The sequence below is a fragment of the Trichocoleus sp. FACHB-6 genome (assembly GCF_014695815.1).
GTDB classification, from domain to species: Bacteria; Cyanobacteriota; Cyanobacteriia; order Cyanobacteriales; family FACHB-T130; genus Funiculus; species Funiculus sociatus.
The window spans coordinates 37,729-62,042 of record NZ_JACJOY010000010.1; the positions used below are offsets into that span (position 1 = coordinate 37,729).

17 protein-coding genes are annotated in these 24,314 nt (G+C 43.8%); 13 read left to right on the plus strand and 4 right to left on the minus strand.

Annotation, left to right across the window (positions count from 1 at the left end):
* The first annotated feature begins 34 nt into the window (after positions 1–34).
* From trpC to trpD, 8 genes are all read left to right on the plus strand, one after another.
* Positions 35–940: an indole-3-glycerol phosphate synthase TrpC gene (gene trpC / locus H6F66_RS01025; RefSeq protein WP_190417383.1), complete on the plus strand. Its 906-nt coding sequence runs from the start codon at positions 35–37 to the stop codon at positions 938–940.
* 94 nt (positions 941–1,034) lie between these two features.
* Positions 1,035–1,988, plus strand: a complete 954-nt coding sequence (locus H6F66_RS01030; RefSeq protein ID WP_190417385.1) for a zinc-dependent alcohol dehydrogenase family protein — start codon at positions 1,035–1,037, stop codon at positions 1,986–1,988.
* 62 nt (positions 1,989–2,050) lie between these two features.
* Positions 2,051–2,863, plus strand: coding sequence for a tryptophan synthase subunit alpha (gene trpA, locus H6F66_RS01035; RefSeq protein ID WP_190417387.1), 813 nt, complete (start codon positions 2,051–2,053; stop codon positions 2,861–2,863).
* Positions 2,864–2,953: 90 nt separating this feature from the next.
* A complete protein-coding gene (locus tag H6F66_RS01040) occupies positions 2,954–4,213 on the plus strand; it encodes a tyrosinase family protein (RefSeq protein ID WP_190417389.1) in 1,260 nt (419 codons plus the stop codon).
* 261 nt (positions 4,214–4,474) lie between these two features.
* Positions 4,475–5,701 carry a tryptophan synthase subunit beta gene (gene trpB / locus H6F66_RS01045; RefSeq protein ID WP_190417499.1) on the plus strand — a complete coding sequence of 409 codons (1,227 nt, stop codon included), beginning with the start codon at positions 4,475–4,477 and terminating at the stop codon, positions 5,699–5,701.
* 98 nt (positions 5,702–5,799) lie between these two features.
* Positions 5,800–6,861 carry a 3-deoxy-7-phosphoheptulonate synthase gene (aroF, locus tag H6F66_RS01050; RefSeq protein ID WP_190417391.1) on the plus strand — a complete coding sequence of 354 codons (1,062 nt, stop codon included), beginning with the start codon at positions 5,800–5,802 and terminating at the stop codon, positions 6,859–6,861.
* A gap of 7 nt (positions 6,862–6,868) precedes the next feature.
* A complete protein-coding gene (locus H6F66_RS01055; protein ID WP_206755763.1) occupies positions 6,869–7,021 on the plus strand; it encodes a hypothetical protein in 153 nt (50 codons plus the stop codon).
* A gap of 29 nt (positions 7,022–7,050) precedes the next feature.
* Positions 7,051–8,079 (plus strand): anthranilate phosphoribosyltransferase, encoded by a 1,029-nt coding sequence (gene trpD, locus H6F66_RS01060; RefSeq protein ID WP_190417395.1) that lies wholly within the window; start codon positions 7,051–7,053, stop codon positions 8,077–8,079.
* Positions 8,080–8,215: 136 nt separating this feature from the next.
* On the opposite strand, the gene topA is transcribed toward trpD, so the two are convergent.
* Positions 8,216–10,549, minus strand: coding sequence for a type I DNA topoisomerase (gene topA, locus H6F66_RS01065; RefSeq protein WP_190417397.1), 2,334 nt, complete (start codon positions 10,547–10,549; stop codon positions 8,216–8,218).
* Between the two features lie 706 nt (positions 10,550–11,255).
* On the opposite strand from topA, the gene H6F66_RS27460 reads away from it, so the two are divergent.
* The 5 genes from H6F66_RS27460 (at position 11,256) to H6F66_RS01100 (ending at position 20,938) form a co-directional block, all read left to right on the plus strand.
* A complete protein-coding gene (locus H6F66_RS27460) occupies positions 11,256–14,834 on the plus strand; it encodes a PAS domain S-box protein (RefSeq protein WP_199295214.1) in 3,579 nt (1,192 codons plus the stop codon).
* 305 nt (positions 14,835–15,139) lie between these two features.
* Complete coding sequence (locus tag H6F66_RS01085; protein ID WP_190417399.1) at positions 15,140–18,175, plus strand: tetratricopeptide repeat protein; 3,036 nt, start codon at positions 15,140–15,142, stop codon at positions 18,173–18,175.
* An 8-nt stretch (positions 18,176–18,183) separates the two neighbouring features.
* Positions 18,184–19,656: a glycolate oxidase subunit GlcD gene (gene glcD / locus H6F66_RS01090; protein WP_190417401.1), complete on the plus strand. Its 1,473-nt coding sequence runs from the start codon at positions 18,184–18,186 to the stop codon at positions 19,654–19,656.
* An 84-nt stretch (positions 19,657–19,740) separates the two neighbouring features.
* Positions 19,741–20,349: a hypothetical protein gene (locus H6F66_RS01095; RefSeq protein WP_190417403.1), complete on the plus strand. Its 609-nt coding sequence runs from the start codon at positions 19,741–19,743 to the stop codon at positions 20,347–20,349.
* A gap of 106 nt (positions 20,350–20,455) precedes the next feature.
* On the plus strand, positions 20,456–20,938 hold the full coding sequence (locus H6F66_RS01100) for a cupin domain-containing protein (protein ID WP_190417405.1): 483 nt from the start codon (positions 20,456–20,458) through the stop codon (positions 20,936–20,938).
* Between the two features lie 17 nt (positions 20,939–20,955).
* On the opposite strand, the gene H6F66_RS01105 is transcribed toward H6F66_RS01100, so the two are convergent.
* The 3 genes from H6F66_RS01105 to H6F66_RS01115 form a co-directional block, all read right to left on the minus strand.
* On the minus strand, positions 20,956–22,554 hold the full coding sequence (locus H6F66_RS01105) for an ATP-binding protein (protein WP_190417407.1): 1,599 nt from the start codon (positions 22,552–22,554) through the stop codon (positions 20,956–20,958).
* Positions 22,555–22,575: 21 nt separating this feature from the next.
* Positions 22,576–22,734 carry a hypothetical protein gene (locus H6F66_RS27465; protein ID WP_199295215.1) on the minus strand — a complete coding sequence of 53 codons (159 nt, stop codon included), beginning with the start codon at positions 22,732–22,734 and terminating at the stop codon, positions 22,576–22,578.
* A 72-nt stretch (positions 22,735–22,806) separates the two neighbouring features.
* The gene (locus tag H6F66_RS01115; RefSeq protein WP_190417408.1) at positions 22,807–24,258 is read right to left on the minus strand and encodes an ATPase domain-containing protein; all 1,452 of its coding nucleotides are present in this window, start codon (positions 24,256–24,258) and stop codon (positions 22,807–22,809) included.
* Between the last annotated feature and the right edge of the window lie 56 nt (positions 24,259–24,314).

Below are 24,314 nucleotides of genomic sequence, written 5' to 3' on the forward strand. Positions count from 1 at the left end.
GCGATCGCGTTTGTTCTTAACTCAAGTTACCCCAATGCAAATCCATCGCCATCCGCCAAATCTCGAAGCCAATATTCTGCAAAAGATTGTAAAGTACAAGGAGCAAGAAGTTGCTCAAAGCAAAGAACAGCTACCTTTAGCAACTCTTCAAGAGCAGCTAAATAATGCTCCTTGTCCAAAGGATTTTCTGATGGCTTTACAGCATTCAAATTGCCCTAGTTTGATTGCAGAAGTCAAGAAAGCGTCACCTAGTAAAGGAGTAATTCGAGCGGATTTTGATCCAGTTGCGATCGCGCAAAGCTATCAGGGGGGTGGAGCAACCTGTCTGTCTGTGCTAACCGATCGCAAATTCTTCCAGGGTAGCTTTGAAAATCTGCATCTTATTCGTCAGCGCGTCACGCTACCGCTACTCTGCAAAGAGTTTATCATTGACCCCTACCAAATTTATCTAGCGCGGACGGTTGGAGCGGATGCGGTGCTGCTAATTGCAGCCATCTTATCGGATCGAGAGCTGCAAAACTTTCTGAATATTGCCTGTGAGCTAGGTATGAACGCGCTAGTAGAGGTGCATACCTTAGCAGAACTCGACCGGGTGCTAAAGCTCTCAAACGTGCGATTAGTGGGGATTAACAACCGTAATCTGGAGAATTTTACGGTCTCGCTAGGAACTACACAGCAAATAATGGCACAGCGGCGGGAAAAGTTGCACAGTTTAGGGATAACGGTTGTTAGTGAATCTGGTCTGTACACAAGAGCTGATTTAGACCTTGTGGCTGAGGCTGGTGTCCGTGCAGTTCTGGTAGGAGAGTCTTTAGTTAAGCAACCCGATATAGAGCAAGCTGTACACAGTCTGCTAAGGCTTGATCTCCCCGCCTACGGCGACCCCCTTAAAAAAGGGGTTGAGGAGCATACCCCTGGTATAAATAGCTCTGCTTTTTAACGGGTTTAACTCAACAATAGCCCCCCTAAAAAAAGGGGTTGGGGGGATTTTTGCCAGATGAACACGACTAACCGAGATGTATTGAGGTGATCCCATGAAAGCAATGGTTATAAAAGACTTCGGTGGTTCAGAAGTCTTTGAACTCCGCGAGGTAGATAAACCAACACCAGGTAAAAACGAACTTTTGGTGAAAGTTTATGCAACCTCCGTTAACCCTGCTGACTGTGGGGTGCGTCAAGGGGTATTTGGCCCAAGAATCAAACTACCCGCAATCCTCGGCTATGACGTTTCCGGTGTCGTCGAAGCGATCGCGGAAAATGTGAGGGATTTTCAAGTAGGCGATGAGGTATATTATGCCATCGGACTTATGGATGGCGACGGTGCCAACGCTGAGTATCATGTAGCGAATGAATCGATTGTCGCCAAAAAGCCTGCAAATTTATCCCATCAAGAAGCAGCTAGCATACCCGTAGCAGGCGGTACAGCGTGGGCTGCACTCATCGACCGGGCAAATGTCAAAATCGGCGAAACTGTACTAATTCACGGTGGTGCAGGAGGTGTAGGCTCGTTTGCTATCCAAATCGCTAAGGCGGCGGGTGCATACGTTTATACAACTTGCGGCGGCTACGACGCTGATTTCGTGAAGTCCATCGGTGCAGACAGAGCAATTGACTACCGAAACGAAAACTTTGTTGAGATCATTCAGCGCGAAACAGGCGGACAAGGGGTTGACGTTTGCTTGAGTACGGTTGGCGGCGAAGTTTTAGCCCAAAGCCTGATAGCAACCAAAGTTGATGGTCGTGCTGTTACTGTGACTGGCGTACAAGGCGACCTCAATTTTGCTATTGGGAAAAATATTACTGTTCACTTTGTCCATTTAGAGCGTCCCCGCCCTAAACTCGAAGCGCTAAGAACCTTAATTGAACGAAGTCAAATTAAGCCTGTTGTCGGGATGACCTTTGCGCTTAATCAAGTTGACCAAGCCCATGAAAGGCTTCAACAGGGCGGCGCGGGCGTGCGCGGCAAAATCGTTTTACAAGTTGCATAAGTTGCTAATTACTCCAAAGCAATTAGCCATTAGCAATTAGCCATTTTTAAAGGAATATCAGAATGAATTCTATCTCTGATTGTTTTGAGTCTTTACGCGATCGCAACCAGTGCGCTTTGATTCCCTTTATCACCGCTGGAGATCCTGACCTGGATACAACAGCAGAAGCTTTACGAATCTTAGATCGCAATGGTGCTGACATGATTGAGTTGGGCGTTCCCTACTCAGATCCGCTGGCAGATGGCCCTGTGATTCAAGCCGCAGCGACTCGCGCTTTGCAACAGGGAACCAAATTAGAACAGGTTTTAGAGATGCTTCAAGCTGTCAGTCCCGGCTTAAAAGCGCCTCTGATCCTATTTACTTATTACAATCCAATTTTGAACCGAGGCATTCAGCAGTTTCTAGAGGACATTGCGAGTGCAGGGGTAAGAGGGTTGGTGGTTCCCGATTTACCATTGGAGGAGGCTTCAAACCTGCTACAGCAAGCTGCTGCTTTGGACATTGAAGTAATCTTGCTGACGGCTCCCACCAGTTCCAAGGAACGCATTGAAGCGATCGCGCAACAGTCTCAGGGATTTATTTACCTGGTGAGTGTCACTGGCGTTACCGGGATGCGATCGCAAGTCCAAGGACGTGTTAAGGATTTGTTACTAGAGATGCGAGGTATAACTGACAAACCCATCGGCGTTGGTTTTGGCATCTCTGGAATAGAACAAGCTCGTCAGGTAAAAGATTGGGGTGCAGATGCCGTAATTGTGGGAAGTGCCTTTGTGAAACGTTTGGCATCTGGTACTCCAACTCAAGGACTGCAAGCTGTTGAAGAACTTTGTCGAGAGTTGAAAGAAGCGATTACCCCCCAATTAATCAAGCATTAAGAATCAAAACTTAAAAATGAAACGTTTTTCGCTTTCATTTTTAAGTTCTGATTTTGGCGGTGAGGAAGTTAACCGAAAGCGAAAAAAAACATGGGATTTTTGCATAAATCTGTTAAAGTATTAAGCTTTGGTATAGCTGTCAGCTTGTTCGGGATGGAAGCGATCGCAGCTGACCTAGTTGTTAGAAAAAACGTGGTTGACCTTACTTCTGAGGAAAAAAACAACTTCGTTAACGCTATCAAAACTTTAAAAACCACAATTCCAGAAGGCAGCGCTCTGAGTATTTACGACCAGTTTGTTGCCGTACATCTGGGAGCCATGAGCGTAATCCATTGGCATGAAGAACATCAGCATCATCATAATATTGATACTGCTCATGAAAATTCAGGATTTCTGCCGTGGCATCGCGAATATGTACGCAGATTTGAACAAGCCTTACAATCAGTAGACCCAAGCGTAACGGTTCCCTACTGGGATTGGACAGATCCTACAGCCATTGACGTTATCTTCCAACCCGATTTTATGGGGTCAAATGGTCAAGGCGTAACTATCAATATCCCAGGCGCGGGAGCTTTTGAAGGAGGCACGGTTGTATCCGGTAATTTCTCAGAAGCTAGTGGATGGGTTCTCAACAAAGACTTACATATCGATCCATCTACAAACCAATCGTTGGGTACGTCACTCTTACGCTTTCTGCAAGTACCTCCTGCTACTGATTACCCAATACCTAAAGCAGAGATAGATCGAATTCTTGCCCTCGATGATTACCAAGTTTTTCGTCCTGCTTTAGAAGGATTTATTTCTTTTGATAAAGAGGGTAATGTAATTAATGGAGGCTTTGCTCATAACTATATTCATGGCTTAGTCGGTGGGGTTCGTATTGATTTAACTACGAACCGACCCACGTTCCAGCCTATAGGAACGATGAGCAACATTCCTAGTTCTGTAAACGATCCAGTATTTTGGCTAAATCATTCTAATGTGGATCGTCTCTGGGCTGAGTGGCAGGATAATGGACATGAAGGAAGCGATTTTTATCCTTCGGAAGGTCAGCCTTATGGACACAATCTCAACGATCCAATGTGGCCTTGGGATGGAGGTATGTCCACTCCAGCGAGTAAAGGGCTAGGAGATTTACTATCCCTATTACCAGTTTTTGACTCTGATGATATTGTCACGCCCGCAGACGTTTTAGATTACCGGAAAATGGGCTACACCTATGACACTACTTCAGCTTCGGTTCCGGAACCGACTTCTACATTAGGTTTATTAGGTCTAGGTGTTTTGGGTATAAGTTCTCTTTCCAAGCACAGAAAGAAACAGAAAACATTGACTATTAGTAATGGCTAATAGCTAATTACAAGCTTGTAAGTTGGGTTGAGTGATAGCGTTACCCAACGCCTCCTTTGTTTTTGTTCAATTGAAGTCATGAAACCCAACCTACGCTAAAACTCAATTCTCGTTAAGTCAATGCCATTTTAATTGGGAGGAAGTCTTTCTTATTACCCATTACCAACCCTTAGCAAGTGAAATTCAATTGCGCCTACCTGCTTAATCATCAGCAAAATACTCAACAGATAGAGGAAATTAACAGTGACAAGCACAAAAGACATTTATACTCTAGCTTCACCCATTACCCAGCGACCCGATATTCTCGGTCGGTTTGGTCGCTTCGGCGGTAAGTACGTACCGGAAACTTTGATGCCTGCGCTCAGTGAGCTAGAAACAGCGTTTGAGCAATATCGCAGCGATCCTAGTTTTCAAGAGGAACTGCAAAACCTAATGCGAGACTACGTGGGACGACCCAGCCCCCTGTACTTCGCGGAGCGTTTAACTGCCCGCTATGCTCGGCCTGATGGCACAGGGCCGCAAATTTACCTCAAACGCGAAGATTTAAACCATACAGGCGCTCACAAAATTAACAATGCGCTGGCTCAGGTGCTATTAGCAAAGCGCATGGGCAAGCAGCGAATTATTGCTGAGACGGGCGCAGGTCAGCATGGTGTCGCCACCGCAACAGTTTGCGCGCGTTTTGGTCTGGAGTGCGTAATCTACATGGGCGTTCACGATATGGAGCGACAAGCTCTCAACGTGTTCCGGATGCGACTGATGGGGGCAGAAGTTCGTCCAGTGGAAGCAGGAACAGGAACGCTCAAGGATGCCACTTCGGAGGCGATTCGAGACTGGGTGACAAATGTGGAGACTACCCATTATATTCTCGGTTCCGTTGCCGGGCCCCATCCCTACCCAATGATGGTGCGCGATTTCCACGCGGTAATTGGCTTAGAAACTCGCGCCCAGTGTCTGGAAAAATGGGGAGGGCTACCGGATATTCTGCTTGCTTGTGTGGGTGGTGGTTCTAACGCAATCGGACTGTTCCACGAGTTTGTGGATGAATCAACAGTGCGGATGATTGGCGTTGAAGCTGCGGGTGAAGGTGTAGACACTGAGAAGCACGCAGCGACTCTGACGCAAGGGCGAATTGGTGTTCTGCACGGTGCGATGAGCTACTTATTGCAAGATGATGATGGTCAAGTTATTGAGGCGCATTCTATTAGTGCTGGACTAGACTATCCCGGTGTGGGCCCTGAGCATAGTTATCTCAAGGAACTTGGGCGCGCCGAATATTACAGCGTGACGGATCAACAAGCTTTAGACGCATTTAAGCGAATGTCGCAGTTGGAGGGGATTATCCCAGCACTGGAAACTGCTCATGCGATCGCATACTTAGAAACTCTCTGTCCGCAACTAGCTGACAATCAACGCATTGTCATTAACTGCTCTGGGCGTGGTGACAAGGATGTGCAAACAGTTGCCAAGTTTTTGCACATTGCTTAAATCCTACTGATTAGACTTCACCCTACTGCTTTTGGGTGAAGCCTAATTGCGAATTTCCGAACATTTTGTACGCAAAGATATTAACAGGGACTTAAAACATGATCGTGATTATGAAAAGCGGCTCTCCAGAAGCGGAGATTGCTCGCCTTAGCCAAGAGTTCAGCTCTTCTTGGGGGCTGACATCACAAAAAATCGTCGGTAAACATAAGGTTGTAATAGGTCTAGTGGGTAATACCGCTACATTAGATCCATTGCAGCTGCAAGAACTTAGCCCTTGGATTGAACAGGTATTGCGAGTTGAGAAACCCTTTAAACAAGTTAGCCGTGCCTTTCATCATGGTGAGGCGAGTGAGGTAGTTGTACCCACTCCTAACGGGCCTGTTCATTTTGGAGAAAACCATCCACTGGTAGTTGTGGCAGGGCCTTGCTCAGTTGAAAATGAAGAAATGATCGTCGAGACGGCACGACGAGTTAAGGCAGCTGGCGCAAAATTCTTGCGGGGAGGTGCATACAAGCCTCGCACTTCACCTTATGCTTTTCAAGGTCATGGTGAGAGCGCTCTAGGTTTGCTAGCAGCAGCGCGGGAAGCGACAGGTTTAGGTATCATCACCGAACTCATGGATGCTGCTGATTTGGAAAAATTAGCCGAAGTAGCGGATATTATCCAAATAGGCGCTCGCAATATGCAGAATTTCTCGCTGCTCAAAAAAGTGGGGGCGCAGAATAAACCAATCTTGCTAAAGCGGGGAATGGCAGCCACGATTGAAGAATGGTTGATGGCAGCTGAGTATCTGTTAGCAGCTGGGAACCCGAATGTAATTCTCTGCGAACGCGGTATCCGCACGTTCGATCAACAATACTCTCGGAATACCCTGGATTTGTCAGTGATACCTGTGTTGCGAAGTCTGACGCACCTACCGATTATGATTGACCCCAGTCACGGTACAGGCAAAGCGGAGTATGTGCCTTCTATGGCGATGGCAGCAATCGCAGCTGGCACAGATTCTCTGATGATTGAGGTTCACCCCAATCCCGCTAAAGCTCTGTCTGATGGCCCCCAATCCCTGACTCCAGAGCGATTCGATTGCCTAATGCAGGAATTGTCCATCATTGGTAAAGCCATGAACCGCTGGCCTCAACCTGTCCCAGTTCTTGTCTAATTTGTACATGATTCGTGACGAGATACCCGACTTCGTAAGAGAAGTCGGGTATCTGAAGGGCTGGTATCTCATAACTCTGGCTCGGATTGCTATAGTAGCGATCGCCTTGAGCAAGACAATCGCTACCACTTTAGCCTGGACACGCTACTACACTCTTTGAAGGCAAGTCTCTAGAAAAACTAACCATATATGAAACTATCGATACCCCCGACACGTTCTCAGGCTTGCGAGGTTATGGACTTTCTGTTGTCAGGATACGCTGAACACGATCAGATCGTCAGCTTCCTTCAGTCCCGACCGATTCTGGACGCACGACCCCAAGAACTACTGGGGTATCGCGATTCCCTCTGGGAGAAAAGACGAAAGGCAGACTTTGGTCGCGTCGATCTCGATATAGTTGGTACTGGAGGCGTTCGTCAGCCACGCTACAACGTTTCGACAACGGCAGCGTTTATCGTTGCTGCCCTTGGCGTTCGAGTTGCTAAACACGGCAATCGCGGTTCGGTAAAGCCTAATGGATCTTTCGATCTACTGGAAATATTAGGGATTTCCCTATCTGCGCTCACAGTACGCGCCGTTGAGAGTCTCCAGAACACCGGGTTAACATTTCTTTTTGCTCGTGATTGGCATCCTGCTTTTAGCGCGATCGCAGCTGCACGATCTGAGGTAGGACAACCTACTGTCTTTAATCTATTAGGGCCATTACTCAATCCCAGTAAACCAGTTCACCAAATGGTAGGCTGTGGCAATCCATCAGTAGCTCTCGTTATTGCGGAAGCTTTATCTGAACTCGGAGTGAAAGCGTTAGTTGTGACTGGTTCGGATGGACTTGATGAGATTACTTTAGCTGGTAATTCCCAAATAATCGAGGTACAAGATAACATTACTACAAGAGAAATCGTACCTGAAGATTTCGGGATGACGACTGTGCAAGTATCCGATATTGCCGGAGGCGATGCTACAGCTAATGCCGCTGAATTCTTAGCTATAATCAGCGGGCAGGGGCGGAAACATATTGTCGATTTGGTAACTTTAAATGCAGCATTTGCATTGTCTCTAGTCGAGCCAAATTACACTGTGGAAAAGGCTATTATTACAGTTCAGAGTGCATTAGCAGATGGAACTATAGAAGCATTTTTTAAACACTTCCGCAAGTTTCTGATGACCGAACAGAAGAGTACGCTTAACGAGTGCATACCTATGCAAGATGGGCGTTAATCAGGCAAGTGAAGACGAGATACCCGACTTCTGTAAAGAAGTCGGGTATCTGAACCCCTGGCATCTCAAAACTTAAATAGGATTGCTATAGTTACTAGCTGATAGAGGAAACGATTTCTGCGCGATCGCATTCCCACTACGTTCGTTTTGCAGACGAAGACGACCGGGTTTTTGCTACGGTTTTTCGGGATTTTACAGTCTTTTCTCCAATTTCCCCATACACTTTTGACCACCAGTTACCCTCTTTAGTCCACCAAAAAGCGACTTCTTTACAGCTACCTTTCCTATTATCAGCATTAGAACACCTCAGCATTGTTTTAGCTTCTCCGGTTTGCTTGTCGGAATAACCAAAGTTTTCCAAACAAGAACTACAAACCGGGCAAGAATAACTTGTCAATTTTTCTGAATCAGAGCTTTTTGCCGAACGTTCTGAGTAAGGTAATTCGTACTTTTTAGTGCGTTCATTCATAAACATCACTGCACCACATCCACCAGCACGGTCATCACATTTTAGGAAGTGACCTGCTTTCACTTTCTCAGATTTAGAAGTAACTTTGGTCAAAAATCTACTGCACTTGGGACAAACGATTTCCGTGACTTGAGGAAAATCGCTTTTTGGTAAAGAGCGAGATTTTTGTGGAGCGCGTTTTGTGCTGCTGGAAGAACGAGAAACAGGGTAATTATTATTTTCAACTTGAGCTGGATAAGAATTCTTGCCTGAGATTTGTTTAATAGCTCCCGTTGCAGCAGGTGTTACCAACTGCTTTGCTTTAGATATTGCTGGTGCAAAATAGTCCTGGTTCCAGTTAATTACGTACTTTTCCCAGTCAAGTTTGCCGGATGCGATCGCATCCAATTCTCGCTCCATTTTTGCGGTAAAATCTGACTTAATTAAATCCGGTAACGCCCGTCCCATGAACTCATCAACTTCCAGCCCCAAAGGTGTAGGTACCAAATTTCCCTTTTGGACAATTACATATTCCCGCTCTTTCAGAGTTGCTACAGTCGGAGCATAGGTGGAAGGTCTGCCAATTCCCAACTTTTCCATTAATGAAATTAATTTTGCTTCTGAATATCTCGGTGGCGGTTGAGTTTCTTTTTTATCAGCACCAGCCTTTTTCAAGGTTAATGACTGACCTTGTTTGAGGGTAGGTAATACCACGTCTCCTGCAATATCTTTCCAGTAACGCAGATATCCTTCACTCTGCAAAACTTGTCCGGATGCAACCCAGGTGATATTTCCTGATTGAGTAAGTATGCGGGTTTTTAAAAGTTTAGCCGCTTGACACAAAGAAGCTAAGGCACGCCGCCAAATTAAGTCGTATAATGCCGCTTCTTCGGCTCCCACTTGATTTTTAATTACTTCTGGCGTGCGGGTAATCTCTGTTGGTCGGATTGCTTCATGAGCCTCTTGAGAGCTACTGGAACTCTTATGTTTTACACTCTTGTCTGAAAGGTTTTCTGGGTCGTTTTCGGCTAAATACTTCCGCACTGAAGCACAAAATTCTGTTGACAAAGATGTGCTATCTGTACGCATATAGGTAATAAACCCGCCTTCGTATAATTTCTGTGCCAGCTGCATTGTTTTCTGCGGGTTTAACTTTAGCCGCGTTGATGCTGCTTGCTGGAGCGAGCTAGTTGTAAATGCTGCGGGTGGGTTTTTAACTGCTTGCTTACTAATTACACTCAGTACGCTGTGAGGATGAGTTTTAGCTGCTTGCACTAGAGTATCGGCTTGAGATTGCGATCGCACTCTCGCTCCCGTTTCTTTTTCATTGCTTGGTAATTCCGAATCATCTGTTGTATCTAACCGCTCTGATTCTTGCGTGTCTTGAGTATTAACTTGTCCGGCGTAAAAAGCTCGAAATCCTTCGGCGTAATCTACCCATACGCTCCAATAGTCTTCTGGAACGAAGGCTTTTATCGCTCTTTCGCGATCGCAAACCAGGTGTAATGCAGCACTTTGAACTCGACCTACAGATTTGGCTCCATTGTTGAGCGACCAAATCAGCTTTGAGCCGCGAAATCCTACCAGTTTGTCTAATACTGCTCTTCCCAAGGCTGCATTGATCAGATTTTGGTCAAGGGAACTGGGGGATTTAATTGCTTTTTTGATGGCTGTTTCGGTTATTTCGCTGGTTCTAACCCGCTTGGGGTTTTTGACTTTTAATTCTCGCGCTAGGTGGTAAGCTATACATTCGCCTTCTCTATCTGGGTCTGTTGCAAATATTACTTCTGTTGCTGCTGAAGAAGCTTTTTTTAGTTCCCCTAACACTTTTTTAGCGCGATCGCTGCGAGGAACGAACCGGCAAATTACCCGGTTGTCGGTCATGTCAAACCCTAGTGCATCTTCACCATCTTTGGCTAGTTCGACGACATGACCTATACTTGCCATGACTTTAAAGCCACTACCAAGATATTTTTGCCATTTTTCTTTTTTACCCGGCGATTCGATTAAAACAAGCTTCATTGTCGCTCCAAGTTCTTTTCTGCTAAAGAAAGCTATATGCGGCTTAAAAAGAGATTTAAGAAAAATAATTGTTTGTTAAATAAGCATTATTCAGCTTATTTTCCCAGATTTCACCTGGCAAGTAGGGTCTGCGGCGGTTTGTTTTGAGCTGTGCGATCGCGTTCCCTTTAATTCAATCATCAGTCGCTTTCCTTGTTAGGAGAGAATTCGCCAGAGGTGGGGAGTTGGAGGATATGTTGCGATTTGTTATTTATGAACGAAACGGCATTCAAATAAATCTATAATAATCTTTATAAAATAAAATATTTCGTATATATATCCGATAATCCGCCTCAAGATGGATGGCATAAAATTAATAATATATAGAAATAAACTATTTTAATCAAAAATGGAAGAAGCAAAACCACCATTTATATCTTCAAGCTACGCAAATCACTCTTAGCGCCAGCGACTAGGGAGTACCCATAGGCGATCGCTTCTACTTAGTGGTTGAATCTGTAGGAATTGTGTAATTTCTATGAGGACTTCAACAGAAGCGTTAGTCCATTGAAACAAAAGGGAACACTTTAATAAGACTTATCGAGTAGCTAATAGCTTAATATTTCTCATGCTTTTTCACTGCGTCACAGAAATCAGCGATGACTTAGCAAGCGATCGCTCTAAAGGTGGTTGCTCCCTTTGCTCTTGTCAAAGTAGGAATAATAAAATGAACAATATACTACCAAAAAATGAAGCGGCGAGGCTGGAAGCGATTCGCCAATATCAGATTCTCGACACCGATCCGGAAGCAGCTTTTGACGATCTTACTCAAATAACCGCGCAGATTTGTGGAACCCCAATAGCGTTGATAAATCTTTTCGATGAGAACCGTCAGTGGTTCAAGTCGAAAGTGGGTTTAGATATCTCCCAAGTGCTGCGAGATATCGATTTATCTCCCGCTTGTATCAACAAGGGCGACGTTCTGATTATTCCTGATACTTTGGCTGATGAACAGTTTGCCACACACCCCGTGGTGAATTCCTCTCCCCATATCCGGTTTTACGCTGGCGCACCTTTAATTACACCAGAGGGGCAGACGATCGGGGTACTATGTGTCGTTGATACTGTACCAAGGCAGTTGAGTTCGCAACAAGTAGAGGCGCTTAAAGCGCTAAGCCGTCAGGTAGTTAGCCAACTAGAATTAAGGCGTAATTTAGCTGAAGAAAAACACCATATCGCTCGCGCCAAGACGCTTGAGGCGAAGCTAAGCACTAGAGAAAAGGATCTTTTTGACTTCTTAGAAAATGGAGTTGTCGGGTTGCATTGGGTGGGAGCAGATGGAGAAATTCTCTGGGTAAACCAGGCGGAATTGGATCTTCTTGGCTACTCTTGGGAAGAGTATGTTGGTCAGAATATCGCCAATTTCTATGCAGACAAAGAGGTAATAGAAGATCTCCTCCAACGGTTAAAAGCAAAAAAAACGCTGCATGACTATGAGGCGCGTCTGCTGTGCAAAGATGGCTCGATTAAGTATGTACTAATTGATTCAAACGTGTTGTGGGAAAATGATAAATTTATCCACACAAGGTGCTTTACTCGCGACATCACCGAACGCAAAGTTACTGAGGAAGCGCTTAAGGCAGCTGCTGACGAAAATCTGCGACTAGCGCGTGCTGTGGCTTTTGTCTCAGATGGAATTGTGATTACAGATCCGAACCAGGCGGACAACCCGATTATTTATACTAATCCTGCTTTTACGCGGATGACTGGGTATCAGCCAGAAGAGGCGTTAGGGCATAACTGTCGGTTTTTGCAAGGAGAGGGGACAGATAAAGATGCGATCGCGCTGATTAGAAACGCGATCGCTCAACGCCGAGAAGTTAAAACTACCATCCTTAACTATTGCAAAGATGGTAAGCCATTCTGGAACGAAGTAAAGATCTCTCCCGTATTCTCAGATAAAGATGATTTACTTTACTTTGTCGGTATTCAGACAGATATTACTGATCGCATTGCTGCTGAACAAGAACGCATCCAACTTTTAAACAGACAACAAGAGGCACGCGCCGAAGCTGAAGCAGAACGCAACCGCACGAAAAACATTCTTGAAAGTATCACTGATGCCTTCTATACCTTAGACAAAGAATGGCGATTTACTTATTTTAATCGGCAAGCAGAACAAATTTTACATAAAGCAGCAGCCGAAGTCCTCGGTTGCAATATATGGGATAAATTTCCCGAATCTGTTGGCTCAGTTTTCTTCCATCAATATCACAAAGTAATAACCGAACAAGTAGCTGTTGAATTTGAGGAATTTTACCAACCATTAAATACCTGGCTTGAAGTCCACGCCTATCCCTCTAAAGAGGGTTTATCGGTTTATTTTAATGACATCACCGAGCGGAAGCGGGTTGAAAAAGCACTCAAAGAAAGTGAAGAACGTTGGCAATTAGCTTTGCGCGGCAACAATGATGGCATTTGGGACTGGAATGTAAAAACTAATGAAGTTTTTCTCTCAGCACGATGGAAGGAAATGCTGGGTTATGAAGAAAGTGAAATTGCTAACCATATAGATGAATGGCGGAAAAGGGTCCATCCAGATGATATTGCTTTGATGACACAATTAATCGAAGATCACTTTGCGAAAAAAACACCGTTTTATATCAGCGAACATCGATTACTGTGCAAAGATGGAACCTACAAATGGGTTCTAGATCGGGGACAAGCTCTTTGGGATGAAGAGGGGAATCCTGCGCGAATGGCCGGCTCCCATACAGACATCACTGAACGCAAGCAGTCAGAACAGAAAATCCGCCAACAAGCTGCTTTACTCGATGTAGCAACAGACGCGATTCTGGTTAGAGATTTGAACAACAAAATCTTATTCTGGAACAAAGGAGCTGAGGCAGTGTATGGCTGGAAGGCAGAAGAAGCCATCGGAAAAAATGCCGAGTACCTATTGTATAAATATCCTTCAAATCAACTCCTAGAAGCCCAAAATATTGCGCTAGAGAAAGGTGAGTGGCAAGGGGAATTGCATAAAGTCACCAAAAACGGTAAGGAAGTTATTGTCGCCAGCCGCTGGACACTTGTCCGCGATGAAGAAGACAAAACCAAATCAATCCTCACTGTTGACACTGACATTACTCAAAAGAAAAAACTTGAAACCCAGTTTCTTCGCGCTCAGCGAATGGAGAGTATCGGCACTCTTGCTGGCGGTATTGCTCATGATTTGAACAACGTACTAACGCCAATTCTGGCATCAATTCAAATCCTAGAAATGGTGCTTCCCGATGAGCGTAGTCAGCGGATATTGACCCTATTAGAAACAAATGCTAAGCGCGGTGCCGAGCTGATTAAGCAAGTTCTGTCTTTTGCGCGAGGAGTTGAAGGTGAGCGGATGATGTTGCAAGTAGGACACCTGATTTATGAAATAGAAAAAATTGCCAAGCAAACTTTTCCTAAATCAATCGAAATCTCCACTGATGTATCGATGATAGACCTGTGGCCTGTTTCTGGAGATGCCACACAACTACATCAAGTTTTAATGAATCTCTGTGTTAATGCTCGCGATGCGATGCCAAATGGCGGTAGTTTGAGTATTACTGCTGAAAATCTATTCATTGATGAAAACTATGCCCGGATGAATATAGATGCCCAAGTTGGTGCCTATATTGTGATAACTGTCGTGGATAGTGGTATGGGCATTCCTGGTGAAATATTAGATAGAATCTTTGAACCATTTTTTACAACCAAGGAACTTGGCAAAGGTACTGGCCTGGGTCTTTCAACAGTTGTTGGTATCATTAAAGGACATGGCGGCTTTATTAATGTGTATAGCGAAGTAGGAAAAGGAACGCAATTTAAGGTGTATTTACCAGCAATAGAGACAACTGAAACAGATCAAGAAAACGAAGAGCGTCAGGAACTACCTACAGGAAACGGAGAATTGATTCTAGTTGTTGATGATGAAGAGTCTATTTGTGAAGTCACAAAAACATCCCTAGAGAGTTACGGCTATCGGGTGCTAACTGCTAGTGATGGTATTGAAGCGATCGCGCTGTACGCACAACACAGATTGGAAATTAGCGCTGTGTTGATTGACATGATGATGCCATCTATGGACGGCCCGACAACTATCCGCGCCTTGCAAAAAATTAACCCGCTTCTCAAGATTATTGCTGTCAGCGGACTGGTGTCAAACCATAAACTTGCTGCAAGTATAGGTAGCAACATCAAAACATTTTTGTCGAAACCCTTCACAGCAGAAGAGTTATTAAAAGCCTTGCACGAAATTCTCAATTAGCCGCAAGAGTAGCGGTAGCGATCGCTCTCTTTCCCCTTCCTAGCAGCAGCTGCGGTGCCGCAGCTGCTATAGAACTTTATGGTAAAATTTATTAAAATTGTGCCTAATATATTTATAATTAGCTATCGTAACTATACAAGAATGCTAACCACCATAACCCACTTTATTTTTGTAAAATCTGTCTTAATATACAATAACTTTCTTATTGTGTTTTTTTTTATAATTTAGTATCTAAAAAAGTATAATATGTATGGTTTATTTTAATTTATTTAAATAAATTTTAAGTAAGCAAGAGGAATTTGAACATGGATTATCAGAGATTTATCGACCAACTGCCTAACTTATATGAAAATTGGGGGGAAGACTCTGTTCGCCCCAAATCAGAACGATTTCAACAGGCACTAGATCAAGTTCAAGGGATGACGACAGCAAACGTGATGCAGTTGCTGAATTTTGCTGTAGAGTGCATGGAACCAAATGAAATATACTGCGAGGTTGGCAGCTATCAAGGTTCGACTTTAATTGGCGCACTCCTTAATCATTCAGAGCAAATGGCATACGCTGTAGACAATTTTGCTGAATTTGATCCAGCGGGTGAAAATCTGGAAAAATTAATTGATAATTTATTTAAATTTAATCTTCAAGATCAAGTTTATTTCTGCAATCAAGACTTTGAAGAATTTTTATTAGAGCTTCGAGAAATCAAGCCAGAAGAGAAAATCGGCGTTTATTTGTATGACGGCGCTCACGACTATAGATCGCAATTATTAGGATTACTTCTAATTAAACCTTTTCTAGCTGAAAAAGCCCTGATTATTGTGGATGATAGTAACTGGGGAACAGTGCGTCAAGCTAATTGGGACTTTATGGCTGCTAATCCAGAATGCCAATTATTGCTAGATTTGCGGACTACAGGCGCTCATTATCCAACATTTTCGCCTACGTTTTGGAATGGGCTTCAGATTCTTAGCTGGGATGTAGATAAAAGCTATAACTATCCATCTTCTACTTTGCTGGAGATGCGTCAACGACACGTTGTCAAAGCCATTTACAATTTACAGACCCTTGAGCAAAACGAAGAAGCATTAGATGCAGTTTATCGAGACGCAATTACACTACATAGCCAACGACAATTTGCAGCAGCGGAGAAAAAGTATGGAGAATTTCTACTATGGCGTGACAGTGATGCCCAAGCGTGGCTAAATTTAGGGATAATTTATTACGAAACTGAACGTTATCAGCAAGCGGTTGGATTCCTTTTAAAATCTTTAGACATTGATAGTTCCAAAGCTCAAGCTTACTATATTCTTGGTTTATGCTTAGAAAAAATCAATCAAAATACTCAGGCAATTTCGGCTTATAAAGACGCGATCGCCCTGGAACCACACCTGATTGAGGCTTACAACAATTTAGGTAATCTTCTCACTCAAGCGGGCGAAATTGAGCAGGCCCAAGCAGTTTATGTTCAAGCGATCGCAGCTAACCCCAGCCACTTCGGTAGCTACCTCAACTTGGGAAACCTCTTGATGCAACAAAACCTACTGACTCAAGCAATTGAGGCTTATCAAACAGCTCTGTCACTCAAGCCAAATGATACCGATATATTGAACAACTTGCAAATCGCATTGACAGCTCAAGCTAATCCAGCTGAGTTTCTTCTAAACTTGGGAAATAAATTTTATGAGTCAGGGAAATATGAGGAGGCGATTGAGCAATATCGAAGACTTGTAGAACTTCAAGCGGGAGAGCCAGAACTTTATTTTAATTTGAGCGAATGTTTTAGACATTTGAATCGAGTAGAAGAAGCTATCAATACGCTTCAAGAAGGTCTCTTCATTCACCCGACGGCTGGCAAGCTTCACTTTTACCTCATAAAAATATTGCAAGAAAATGCCGGAATCAAAGAAGCCATATCAAGCGCTGAGATGGCATCGCGATTACTGCCTAATGAATATGTTTTTAAAATATTCAATAATTTAATATTACCAACTGTTTATAATACTCCAGAGGAAATCAGCTTTTATCGTCAGCGATTTACACAAGGCTTACAAAATTTAATTCAACAGACATCTCTAGAAACTCCTGAAGACAAAAAAAATGTTCTTGCAGGTATTGGTAGCGTCACAAATTTTCACTTAGCTTATCAGGCTCACAACGATCTGGAGTTGCAACGCCAGTATGGTAATTTAGTCCATCAAATTATGGCAGCAAACTATCCACGGTGGGTAGAGCCGCTATCTATGCCACCCCTGAAGGATAACAAAAAAATTCGTGTTGGCTATGTTTCAGGTTTTTTGCATAGTTGGAGTGGAACATTTTTGTCAACTGGCTATCTACGTCACTGCGATAAGGAAAATTTTGAAGTTTACTGTTACTACACAGGGAATGAGCCAGACGCTATTACGAAAATTTTCCAGAAATACAGTGATGTATTTCACCATATTCCCCATAATCTCGAAGCCGTCTGCGAACAAATTATTGCAGATAAAATACATATACTTGTTTTCCCAGAAATTGGGATGGATGCTCCAACGATGCCACTAGCTGGTTTGCGTCTTGCTCCTGTTCAATGTGTAGTTTGGGGACATCCAGTAACTACTGGCTTACCTACTATAGATTACTTTTTATCCAGCGATTTAATGGAACCGGATAATGGGCAAGAACATTATTCAGAAACTCTGATTCGTTTACCAAATATCGGAGTATCTTATCCAAAATCAGATATTTCTGGACTGACAAAAAGACGAGCAGATTTTTACCTACGGGATAATGCTGTCGTTTATTTATCTAGCCAAGCACCTTATAAATATTTGCCGCAACATGATTATATTTTTGCAGAAATTGCCCGTCGGGTTCCTCAAGCTCAGTTTATGTTTCTTCGTGCAGGTATTCCGCAGCAACGACTGCAACGAGCTTTTGCAGCAGTAGGTTTAAATAGTGAAGATTATTGCATTTTCTCACCTGTTTTACCTCGAAATGAGTATTTTATGCTGCTTTCAGCTTCAGATGTTTATCTTGATACTTTAGACTGGTCGGGAGGTAATACTACATTAGATGCGATCACTTGCAATTTACCTGTCGTCACCTGTCCTGGAGAATTTATGCGAGGTCGTCATTCTTATGGCATTCTCAGAATGTTAGGGGTAACAGAGACAATTGCTCAAACTGAAGCAGAATATATTGATATTGCTGTAAAGTTGGGTTTAGACCCAGTTTGGCGGCGCGACGTTGCAGAAAAAATTAAGGCTCGCCATGACTATCTTTATGACGACAAAACTTGTGTAGCAGGTCTTGAAGATTTTTACAAACAGGTTGTTCAAAAAGGACTTTCGCAAACGTAGAGACACCCATGATAACCCAAGATAAACAACAGAAAAGCTGGCAACAAATCATTAAACAATTTGAAGCAGCCGTCGGCAAAAACGGTGTTATTCAACGCCGCGAAGAGTTGATTACCTACGAGTGCGATGGTTTAGCCAGCTATAAACAAAAACCCGCCCTCGTCGTGCTACCGCGAACTACAGAAGAAGTGGCGGCGGTGGTGAAAATATGCGATCGCTTTTCTCTCCCTTGGGTAGCACGCGGCGCAGGAACAGGACTTTCCGGTGGAGCCTTACCCGTAGAGGATTGCGTGCTAATTGTAACCGCCCTTATGCGGAAAATACTAAGCATTGATTTGGACAATCAGCGAGTTGTCGTGCAGCCTGGAGTCATTAACAACTGGGTGACACAAGCCGTTAGCGGTGCCGGATTTTACTACGCGCCTGACCCCTCCAGCCAGATTGTCTGCTCCATTGGCGGCAACGTGGCGGAAAACTCCGGGGGTGTCCATTGCCTCAAGTACGGCGTTACCACCAACCACGTCTTGGGCTTAAAACTAGTGCTACCCGATGGCTCCATTGTAGATGTAGGGGGACAAATTCCGGAAATGCCTGGTTATGACATTACCGGGTTATTTGTTGGTTCTGAGGGAACGCTAGGAATTGCCACAGAAATTACTCTGAGAATTCTAAAAACACCCGAATCAATTTGCGTACTCTTAGCAGATTTCACCAGTGTTGAAGACGCTGGTGCAGCAGTGTCTGATATTATCAGCGCTGGCATTATTCCTGGTGGTATGGAAATCATGGATAACCTCAGCATCAACGCTGTAGAAGACGTTGTGGCAACAGGTTGTTATCCTAGAGATGCAGCGGCGATATTGTTAGTAGAAATAGACGGTTTAGAAGTTGAAGTTGCAGCCAATAAACACCGCATTGCTGAAATTTGTACCAAAAATGGGGCGCGTAACATTACCACAGCTAATGAACCAGAAATGCGTTTTAAACTATGGAAAGGACGTAAAGCAGCCTTCGCAGCAGCAGGCAAGCTCAGTCCCGATTATTATGTGCAAGATGGTGTAATTCCCCGCACTCAGATGCGATTTGTGCTGCAAGAAATTGAAGCCTTGAGTCAAAAATACGGCTATCGTATCGCTAATGTGTTTCATGCTGGAGACGGCAATCTTCATCCGCTGATTCTTTACGATAATTCCCTGCCAGGAGCGTTGGAAAAAGTGGAAGAATTAGGCGGAGAAATTCTCAAACTCTGCGTACAAGTGGGGGGGAGCCTTTCTGGAGAACACGGCATCGGTGCCGATAAAAAGTGCTATATGCCGCAAATGTTTACCGAAACAGATTTAGAAACGATGCAATTTGTGCGTCAAGTTTTTAATCCCAAAGGTTTAGCAAATCCAGGTAAAATATTCCCTACCCCGCGTACTTGTGGCGAAGCTGCACACGCTCAGTCTCAAAAACAGTTTGAGTCAGTTGAGCTATTTTAATTCATTGGCAAAGAGCAAATGATTAGCTAAAGAATTTGGGGAAATATGCGATCGCGCTACAATCTAGATCCATCTAGATGCTTTATGCAATCTAGATGGGAGTCTTTACTACAACCGTTTCAGGTTGAACAAGAGGTTGGCCAGAAAGTGTTGCTTGACTTATTCCAGGCTTACTCTAGTGCTGGTAGATATTATCATACCCTGGAGCATATAGAACAAGTTTTAGTAACAATTAACAATCTGCGATCGCTATCCCAAAACTATGCAGCTATTGAATTTGCAGTTTGGTTTCACGATGCAATTTATAACCCTAAAGCTAACGATAATGAGGAGAAAAGTGCAGAATATGCAGTAACTATTTTAAACGCACTAAATATTCCCTCATCAACCATAGAGGCGGTATATTCCTTAATCATAAAAACAAAATATCACCAAAATATAGATAGTATTGACAGCAAAATTTTTCTGGATGCAGACCTATCTATATTAGGAGCATCGCCTTCTAAATACAAAATATATGCTCAATTAATTAGAAATGAATATTTATGGCTCTCGCCTGAAAAATATCGAACGGGTAGGAAACAAGTATTGCAGAGTTTTTTAGAGCGAGAAAGAATATATTTTACTGAAAAAATGTTTCTCGTAGAACAACAAGCTAGGCAAAATATTAAAGAAGAAATAGAATTGTTATAAAAATGTTATGGAAAGCGGTAAGAGCGATCGCTTAATCCAGGGAAGTTATCCTACCAAGGATGCTTCTGCTATTCAGAAAAATAAATGTCTGGAAATTTGCTAAATAATGAAAGACAATTACCAGAATCCTATTCCTCATCTTCTAAAAGCCAATGACATTGAGGCGATGCCGGAAAAAATAAAAGTACATCCTTTAAATTCTCAGGCGGTGAGACATACACAATCCCTGAGTGATGCTGTGGGGATGACGCATATAGGCGTTCATTTAGTTCGCGTGGAACCTGGGAAAGAAACAACTCAATTTCACTTTCTTCATCAAGAAGAAGAATTTATCTATATCATTTCTGGGAGGGGAATTGCGGAAATTGGCGAGGAAGAATTTGAAGTTGCAGCAGGCGATTTTCTGGAGTTTACTGCGCCTTCTTTACCCCATTGCATGAGAAATCCGTTTGAGGAAGATTTAGTTTATTTGATGGGTGGTGAGCGAAGTAAGTTTGATGTCTGCGACTACCCGCGACTGAAGAAACGCTTGTTTCGAGTTAATGGCGATCGCTCTCTTGTGGACTGGGAAGATTTGCAACCATTTTGAGACGTTGGAATAGCTTTTTATAGCGTTGACACAATATCATTTGCGTCCATCGATACCGAGTTTTGTAATGGTAGAGTGACGGTAAAAGTAGTGCCTACTCCAATTTCACTGGTAACGGCAATATTGCCTCCTTGTAAATCGACGCACCTTTTGACAATCGCTAACCCTAGTCCAGTACCGGGAATATTACTGACATTACTAGCTCGTTGGAATGATTCAAAAAGTTGCTGTTGATCTTCTGGCGAAATGCCAATACCTTCGTCTTGAATTTGGAAAATAGCCTGTTCATTCTGACACAGCAACTTAAAACGAACGGTGCTGCCTTCAGGGGAATACTTAATCGCATTGGTGAGCAAATTAGTCAGGATGTGCCGCAGCAGGTTTTCGTCTAGGCAAACGCTTATACATTGATTTTGATTGACACAGGCTTCATTAGTGTGTTTTTCAAAGGTGATTACGTGTTTGCAACTTGTACTTAATTTGATTTCTTCTATTAAATTGCGGGTAAATTTTTCCAGATCGAGAGGTACTGGTTTGACTTCTAATCTTCTTTGATCGGAGCGACCGATTATCAAAACATTATCTAATAGCGCGGTCATGGTTTTGACATTTTTTTTAATTCGCTCAAAAAATTCGCGTTTCTTATCTACAGACCATTTGTCGCTATAATTTTCTAGGATTTGAGTCGCAGCTAAAATGGTGTTTAGTGGATTGCGAATCTCGTGGGATACCATTGCTACGAAACGGGATTTAAGTTCATTCAGCTCTCGTTCTTTTTCCAAAGTTTTGAGCATATCTTCTTCAGCGTGTTTGCGAATAGTTATGTCTCTTGAATTGACAACAATCCCCGTTAAAATTGTTTCAGCATTTGAAAAGTTACTTTTAGATTCCAGGTAATGCCAACTTCCATCTTGGTGACGAAACCGATATTCGGAGATTTGCGTTTCACCGGGATTAGTTAAACTTGCCTTAAAAGTAGCGATCGCTTCGGTTAAATCATCAGGATGAATATAATCAAAAACATTGGTTCCTTGCAGTTCTTCTCTAGAAAAACCTAAAACCGCTTGGCTGGAAGGACTGGCATAAGCGATGGTTCCATCCGCCTCTAAAACTTTAATTACATCTGAAGAATTTTGCACCAACGCCCGGAATTTGGCTTCACTTTCAGCCAGTGCTGTTTCTACTTGCTGACGGTGGGCAATTTCACTTTCGAGTTCCTGATTCGCGGCTTTGAGATTCTGTGAATACTGACGACTTCGCAACAAAATTTCTACCCGCGCCTGCAATTCCACCTTTTCAATAGGTTTAGTAATCAAATCATCAATAGTTTGCCACAAATGTCGCGTTACCATCCTCACATCAGCGCTTGAAGTAATTAAGAGAAACGGCAGAAAGACAGGCTGCTGAAGCTCTCGTATTCGTTGCACCGATTCCCAGAATTGATCGAGCGATCGCCCACACATAATACATAAATCAAAAGATGGCGCTAGTAGAAAATCCGGCTCTTGCTTTGCGACTTCTAAATCCGGTGAAATTACCTGGTAGCGTATCGCCAGCCACTCCGACAGCAGGCGGCGGTTCTGTTTGTTCTGCACAACCAGCAAAATCCGATTCATGATCATTCTCCCAACAGACTTTTAATAAATATCAAAAATTCTTTGATCGCGAGTGGTTTTCCCTAGCATACTCCTCGCGCCGTGGGCAATGCACTGTTGCCGAATAACAGCGCTTTGCTTGGGCGATATCAAAAAAGGAATTTGCCGATTCCACTTGTAGCGCCGATAGTCTGCTATCATTCCTTAACCACAAGTTGAGCCAACAGTTCTGTGTTGCGACGGTTGTGTACCGTTAGCATCAACGGTTTTTCGTCATTCATTTTCCTGTTTACCGATAAACTCCGGCGTACCGCTCAAGATTCCGCGCAGATTTGTCAGTGGCTTACCCACCTTGATGCCATAACGGGTAATCTCGATTTCGCGCATCGTCTTTTCAAAGTCAGACATCCGTTTCTTGATCACCCCGATTGCCTTACGCAGCTGACCTTGAACCTCTATGTAGCGGAGGAAAATGATATTGTCTGCCATATAGCTGATGCCAACATCCGTCGCCCGGAAGTCTCCGGTAATTGTTTCCAGTTCGTTGACTAAAATCACCGTTACGCCCATATTTTGTAAATACTTGCACAGAGCGTGCAGGTGGCTAATCAAATCTTCTCCCCGCAGGGAAAGCCGATAGCCAGCAACACTGTCAATCATCACAATCTGGGCTTTTTTCTGCTCTACCTCCTGACGCACCATGTTGGCGAACTCGTCAGGGTTGAAGTACAGTGGTTCCACAGGAATGACTGAAAGGGTACCGCGATCGCTCATGGCATTAACCGGAATATTGATCGATTCACAGCGATGCAGCAAAATTTCCTCTGGTTCCTCGAAGCAGTAGACGACAGAACGTTCACCTCTTCCCGCCGCTTCTTTCATGAACTGTAAACCAATGGTAGTTTTGCCGACACCAGTGGAGCCAGTAAAAATGGTGACAGTACCCCGCTCTATCCCGCCGTGCAGCAGTTCGTCCAGTTCCGGTACGCCGGAGGGAATGGTTTGAACGATAAATTCCCGTTTGTAAACTTCCGGCTGTAGACGGGGAGAGATTTCCATCCCTTTATTGGTTAGTCGCATCGAGTGCAAACCAGTGTGGAAGTTAGAACCCCGAAATTTGGTGACGTTAAGGGTACGTCCATCACTCAAGCCGTGGTTGAGGTTAATTACCCCATCGCTCATAAATTGTAAGTCGTTGTCGGGTGCTGTATCGCTGCCTTCGGAAATGAAAATTACCGTTGCACCTTGTTCTAAAAGAAAGCGGATGAACGAAAGCACTTGCTTGCGGAACTGGAAGGCATCGCTTGACAAGTAGCGAAATTGAGCGATCGCATCTAGAACCACTCGCTTTGGTTTGAGGCTTCCTACAGATTCAATAATTTTTTTTGTGGTTGGTTCTCGTTCTACTTCCGCTGGCGAAAATATATCGTAAGTCTGGATTTCCGTGAAGAAGTCGGAAGTTGGACTCAGATCCAAAAAAGCGATCCCGTTCATATCAAAGCCAAGGCGACCGCCATTGGTGCCAATTTGCTGGGCGGATTCCCCCAGCGTGATGTAAAGAGTTTTTTCGCCATTGGCTGCGCCAGCGGTCAGAAAGTGCAGTCCGAGTGTGGTCTTGCCGCTTCCGGGACCGCCTCGCACTAGATAGGCGCAAGCTGGAACAAGACCGCCATACAGAACCTCGTCTAAACCTGAAATGCCTGTGGATAGCCGATCTTGCAGCATTGATCTATTTCTCTGGGGTTAGAATACTAATTTACTATTAGAAGCGATCGCGCCGT

What these genes read in the sequence shown, in the direction of transcription:
- H6F66_RS01105 (WP_190417407.1), bottom strand. Translation starts at nt 22,554, where the DNA reads ATGAATCGGATTTTGCTGGTTGTGCAGAACAAACAGAACCGCCGCCTG.
- H6F66_RS01055 (WP_206755763.1), top strand. Translation starts at nt 6,869, where the DNA reads ATGATTCGTGACGAGATACCCGACTTCGTAAGAGAAGTCGGGTATCTG.
- H6F66_RS01085 (WP_190417399.1), top strand. Translation starts at nt 15,140, where the DNA reads ATGGATTATCAGAGATTTATCGACCAACTGCCTAACTTATATGAAAAT.
- glcD (WP_190417401.1), top strand. Translation starts at nt 18,184, where the DNA reads ATGATAACCCAAGATAAACAACAGAAAAGCTGGCAACAAATCATTAAA.
- trpC (WP_190417383.1), top strand. Translation starts at nt 35, where the DNA reads ATGCAAATCCATCGCCATCCGCCAAATCTCGAAGCCAATATTCTGCAA.
- H6F66_RS27460 (WP_199295214.1), top strand. Translation starts at nt 11,256, where the DNA reads ATGAACAATATACTACCAAAAAATGAAGCGGCGAGGCTGGAAGCGATT.
- topA (WP_190417397.1), bottom strand. Translation starts at nt 10,549, where the DNA reads ATGAAGCTTGTTTTAATCGAATCGCCGGGTAAAAAAGAAAAATGGCAA.
- H6F66_RS01100 (WP_190417405.1), top strand. Translation starts at nt 20,456, where the DNA reads ATGAAAGACAATTACCAGAATCCTATTCCTCATCTTCTAAAAGCCAAT.
- H6F66_RS01040 (WP_190417389.1), top strand. Translation starts at nt 2,954, where the DNA reads ATGGGATTTTTGCATAAATCTGTTAAAGTATTAAGCTTTGGTATAGCT.
- trpA (WP_190417387.1), top strand. Translation starts at nt 2,051, where the DNA reads ATGAATTCTATCTCTGATTGTTTTGAGTCTTTACGCGATCGCAACCAG.
- aroF (WP_190417391.1), top strand. Translation starts at nt 5,800, where the DNA reads ATGATCGTGATTATGAAAAGCGGCTCTCCAGAAGCGGAGATTGCTCGC.
- trpD (WP_190417395.1), top strand. Translation starts at nt 7,051, where the DNA reads ATGAAACTATCGATACCCCCGACACGTTCTCAGGCTTGCGAGGTTATG.
- H6F66_RS27465 (WP_199295215.1), bottom strand. Translation starts at nt 22,734, where the DNA reads ATGATAGCAGACTATCGGCGCTACAAGTGGAATCGGCAAATTCCTTTT.
- H6F66_RS01030 (WP_190417385.1), top strand. Translation starts at nt 1,035, where the DNA reads ATGAAAGCAATGGTTATAAAAGACTTCGGTGGTTCAGAAGTCTTTGAA.
- H6F66_RS01095 (WP_190417403.1), top strand. Translation starts at nt 19,741, where the DNA reads ATGCAATCTAGATGGGAGTCTTTACTACAACCGTTTCAGGTTGAACAA.
- H6F66_RS01115 (WP_190417408.1), bottom strand. Translation starts at nt 24,258, where the DNA reads ATGCTGCAAGATCGGCTATCCACAGGCATTTCAGGTTTAGACGAGGTT.